Origin of the sequence: uncultured Proteiniphilum sp. (genome assembly GCF_937873925.1) — a bacterium.
Classification (GTDB): Bacteria; Bacteroidota; Bacteroidia; order Bacteroidales; family Dysgonomonadaceae; genus Proteiniphilum.
In genome coordinates this window covers 1-4,740 of the sequence record NZ_CALNAT010000262.1, presented here as the reverse complement: position 1 = coordinate 4,740, position 4,740 = coordinate 1, and the positions used below count along the sequence as shown (strand labels likewise).

Genomic DNA, 4,740 nt, shown 5'->3' with positions numbered 1-4,740 from the left:
GGGCAGATCAGCCGTATAAGACTCTATCAACGAACAGGGTTTATCTTCGCAGAAGGTAATCCCAGAAAATTTGAAGTCTGGGGATGCCAGACCCTTGATCAAACAGGCGATTGGGACAGTTGGACAAAATTGATGGATTGCACATCCGTAAAACCTTCAGGATTACCTTTCGGGCAAAATACAGATGAAGATGTATATGTAGCTAAAAACGGCGAAGATTTTATTTGTCCCTCCACAAATCCAAAAGTGCGTTATATCCGGCTTAACATACTCCAGACATGGGCGGGCGGGGATAATTTTCAGATATCCGAATTAGAGGTTTATGGCGATAACAGATAGCATTTTATGATGAAAACAAAGAAAATGAAATTAAGCAATATAACTTGTCTATTATATTTGTTGGCGTTCTTTACACTATCTTGCTCCAAAATGAACGACTTACATCAACCCTATTTAGACGAAGGGGAAATGGTTTACGGAGCCAAAGTCGATAGTGTCGTTGCCGGTGCCGGAAAAAACCGGATTGAGTTTGAAATATTTGTCAGGTCCCAAAGAATCGAAACGGTTCGTATTTTTTGGAATGATTTTACCGATTCTACAGAAATCCAAGTCAATAGTCAACCCGGTATTTATAAAAAACTACTCGAAGATATGGAAGAAACAGAATATATCTTCCAGTTTATAAGTATTGATAAATACGGACACCGGTCGCTACCCTTTGAAGTCACCGGAAATGTGTATGGCGATAGGTTTCAGGCAGCGCTCATAAACAGGGCCATTAAGAGTACGACTCCCTTAGAGGATGGAAATTTAACCATTCATTGGTCCACGGCCGTGAATTATGGGATTTGCTGTAATCTGGTTTACATGAGCGTAAATGGGGATCAGGTTAAGAAAAAAATCCCAATGTCCGAAACAACCACTCTTCTGACCGATATGGCCTCAGGTTTAAAATACAATACTTCATTTATACCTGAACCTACGGCTATTGACACTTTTTATACTGATTTCAAAACTCAGGAAGTGTTTATTAAGGTTGACAGATCTAATTGGACGGCAACGGCAGATTCCTATGAACCCACGGGACAATTGCCGGATGGAGCGCCTGAAAAAACAATTGATGGCGATGCTTCAACTTTTTGGCATACTCAGCACGTTGGGGAAATGCCGGGATACCCGCATTGGCTGGCATATGATATGAAAAAAATGACCAACGTATCAGTTGTAGAGCTTACCTCTAGGAGTGATCAGTTGCAGAATGATTTTACTGATTTTACTATTCAGGAAAGTGCCGATGGCATTCATTGGATAGATTGTGAGGCTTTTACATTAGCTGATATATCAGGAGTTCAGAGTTTTAATCTCCAAAATCCAATTACGACAAGATATATTCGTGTATATATGGTCGCCGGACCAAACCTTTATACACATTTGGCCGAATTTTCTGTTGGATTCTATGACTGATCATATTTTTTACATCAGGTTTTTATATTATGAAATGAGCATGTAGATCAATCACATACAGGAATATAATTAAAATATCTTGTGTCTTGATTCTTGACTCTTCGCTCTAAAATTTAATCGCATGCAAGTAAGATTATTCATCAAAATTTTGACCATAAGTATTTTCATCCTGTTCTCTTCTGAGAAAGCGGAAGGTCGGCTCTTGAAATCGGTTGATCAAACGTATGTCCGGAAAGTCAAGGATATTATCATTTATCAGGATGCCCCGTTTTACTCATGCTTCCCTTCTATAATAAAAGGAGGGAACGGTGAGTTTCTTGTGGCCTTTCGCCGGGCGCCGGATAGAAAAATATTCGGAGAACCGGGAAGCAATCATGTGGATCCGAACAGTTATCTGGTGATGGTTCGTTCAACGGACGGGGAAAACTGGACAAAAGAACCTGAGTTGATGTATGCGCATCCCTTTGGCGGTTCACAGGATCCCTGCTTATTAAGATTGAAGGACGGTACCCTTATCTGTACAAGCTATTCATGGGCTTTTGTCCTTCCGTCAGGCGTCCCGAACCTTAAGGAACCTTACCATATGGCAGACGGGCGGGCTTATTTTCTGGGCGGTTATGTGATCCGTTCTTCGGACAATGGGAAAACATGGGAAGGACCTGATTATCCCCCGCATATTCCTTCCGAGGTTCATTACAGCGCTTTAGGCAATCCGTTACCGGCCTATAACCGCGGAGCAATGTATGAAGAAGAAGACGGACGCATTTTATGGGTTGTGGCTGCCAATGACAAAAAAAATCCGCGAAAGATATCCGCCCATCTGTTAATATCGGAAGATAAAGGGGTAACCTGGCGATATACCTGTCCTGTTGCTACCGATGATACGTATAGTTTTAGCGAGACGTCACTGCTGAAGACCCCAAAAGGTGATATCGTTGCTTTTCTCCGCACAACCGATATGGATGATATGGCGTGTATTGCACGCTCTACGGACGGCGGAAAAAGCTTTCAACCCTGGGAGAAGATGGATTTCCGGGGACATCCCCTGCATGCCCTGCGGTTATCCGACAACAGGGTGTTGCTTACTTACGGATACCGGCATGAGCCTTATGGTATCCGCGCCCGTCTCCTGAACTCCGAATGTACCGATTTTAAAACAGCTCCCGAAATCATTCTCCGCACAGACGGCGGCAGTTCCGATATCGGTTATCCCTGGGCGGTGCAGTTAGATGAAAATAAAGTGTTGGTAGCTTATTATTTCAATGTGGGTGAAGGAATAAGACACATTGCCGGTACCATCCTTGAAATTACACATTAAAAAATCGTTTCGATAAAGGATAAAAGAAATCGTATAATCATAAAATTTATAATTTAAATGTCTTATCAATTAAAATGTTATTCAAATGAAAAGAACTATCAGAAATTTTTCCATTATGCTTACAGTAGCAGCAATGGTGTTAATGTCCTGCAAGGATGAAGAACCCGATCCCGAATTATCGGTATCACCGGCCACAACAGCAATTGTTTTTGCTGCGGACGGAAAAAGCGCCACTTCCGGCGGAACGACCGTTACACCCACTTTTACGATTACTACCAATCAGGCATCGTGGGATGCCACCTCAAACCAGTCGTGGTTACATGTAAAGAAATCAGGTAACACGTTTACCCTGTCTGCCGATGCCAATACAAATACTTCCGAATCTGCTCCGGCAACAGTGACGGTAACGGCAGGGAAAGCGACGTCTGTAACTATTTCCGTGACTCAGATGGGTGCAAATCCATTCCTGTCAATAGCGCCGGGAGCAACTACCATCGTTTTTGCAGCAGACGGAGCGAGCGCCACCTCGGACGACAAACCCATTACACCTACATTCACGGTAACCACCAATGTGTCTGTATGGGAAGCCGTATCCAATCAATCGTGGTTGCACGTGGAAAAATCGGACAACACGTTCACCCTGACTGCCGATGCCAATACAAGTCTTGAGGCGCCTGAGCCGGCAATGGTAACGATAACGGCAGGCGAAGCAACACCCATAAACATTACTGTAAATCAGTTGCCGTCGCCTCCTTTATTATCGGTATCTTCAACGGATGAGGTAATATTCTCAGCCGACGGAAAAAGCGCCACATCAAATGGGGTTGCCTTTACACCCGTATTTACCGTAATCACCAATTATTCCACTTGGGATGTGACATCCGATGAATCGTGGTTGACAGTAGAAAAAGAAGAGAACGAATTTACTTTATCCGCCAATGCCAATATGCTCGTAAGCGAACTTTCGGCAACAGTGAAGGTAACCGCCGGCGAAGTAGGAAGTATCTCAATCGCTATCAAGCAGGAGGGTAATCCCACAGGAGTACCTACATATGCTATCAGTACACAGGTATGGGAGATTGAAAGCGCTGATCAGACCATCAAACAAAAATGGAGTGACTATATTGAATATGATGGGAGTAATAGAGCGTCTGCCGGCACTTTATCAACCTTTGACGGTGAATATCGTGACGCCGCTCCGGGATATAGGGGATACTTATACAGTTGGTATTATGTGACCGATCATGCAAATAAGTTATGTCCCTCCCCCTGGCGTGTACCTACCAAAGATGATCTGATAAATCTTGATAAAGCGTTAGGAGGAACGGGAGAGAATGTAACTCATGTTCCTGATCATCTGGCCAATTATGTGAATAAGTGGAAAGTTTCATACGGAGGTCATGTTAAGGCGGATGGCACACTGCAATACCAAGGATCCTATCACTACATTTGGACATCTACTTCCTTTAATGATGAAAAAGCTTACTACCAGTTACTAACCAATGAAGGTAACGTCAGTCCGCAAGCCAATAGCTCCAGCACCGGCAAGGCAGGCGGCCGTCCGGTACGTTGTGTATGTGAATTAGAATAAAAGCAATCAAAAGGTCATGATTCCCAGGATAAGAGCATTCCGGCAACAGGTTATTTTTATGAGTGTCTTGTTTGGTTTTTAGGGTTTTATTTGAAAGAGAGATGGTGTACACCTTCATCCGTAAGTGCGTCTCCATGATTATTTCGATCACATTCAAAATAACACTTGCCGGATACTCTTATCCTTTTCGGGAATATACATCGATCAGTATCCCACCCGGGTAATTAATACAAATAGTTTATTTATCCGGCGGAAGTATGCAATTTCATTACAAATGACAGGCACATGAAGTATTTATTATTAAAGTCTTTTATTTTTTTCTTTTCATTATCGCTCTTCTCCAATGAAATAAGCGTCATCCCTAAGC

At 42.9% G+C, this 4,740-nt stretch carries 4 protein-coding genes; all 4 read left to right on the top strand.

All coding sequences use genetic code 11. The features are described from left to right. Positions 1-339, top strand: a 339-nt coding sequence (locus Q0502_RS18800; protein WP_298654096.1) for a DUF5000 domain-containing lipoprotein, incomplete at its 5' end; no start/stop codon positions are given. A gap of 6 nt (positions 340-345) precedes the next feature. Next, positions 346-1,464: a DUF4998 domain-containing protein gene (locus Q0502_RS18795; RefSeq protein WP_298654094.1), complete on the top strand. Its 1,119-nt coding sequence runs from the start codon at positions 346-348 to the stop codon at positions 1,462-1,464. A 121-nt stretch (positions 1,465-1,585) separates the two neighbouring features. Continuing rightward, positions 1,586-2,782, top strand: a complete 1,197-nt coding sequence (locus Q0502_RS18790) for a sialidase family protein (protein ID WP_298654092.1) — start codon at positions 1,586-1,588, stop codon at positions 2,780-2,782. Between the two features lie 85 nt (positions 2,783-2,867). Beyond that, a complete protein-coding gene (locus tag Q0502_RS18785; protein WP_298654089.1) occupies positions 2,868-4,373 on the top strand; it encodes a BACON domain-containing carbohydrate-binding protein in 1,506 nt (501 codons plus the stop codon). Positions 4,374-4,740 lie beyond the last annotated feature (367 nt).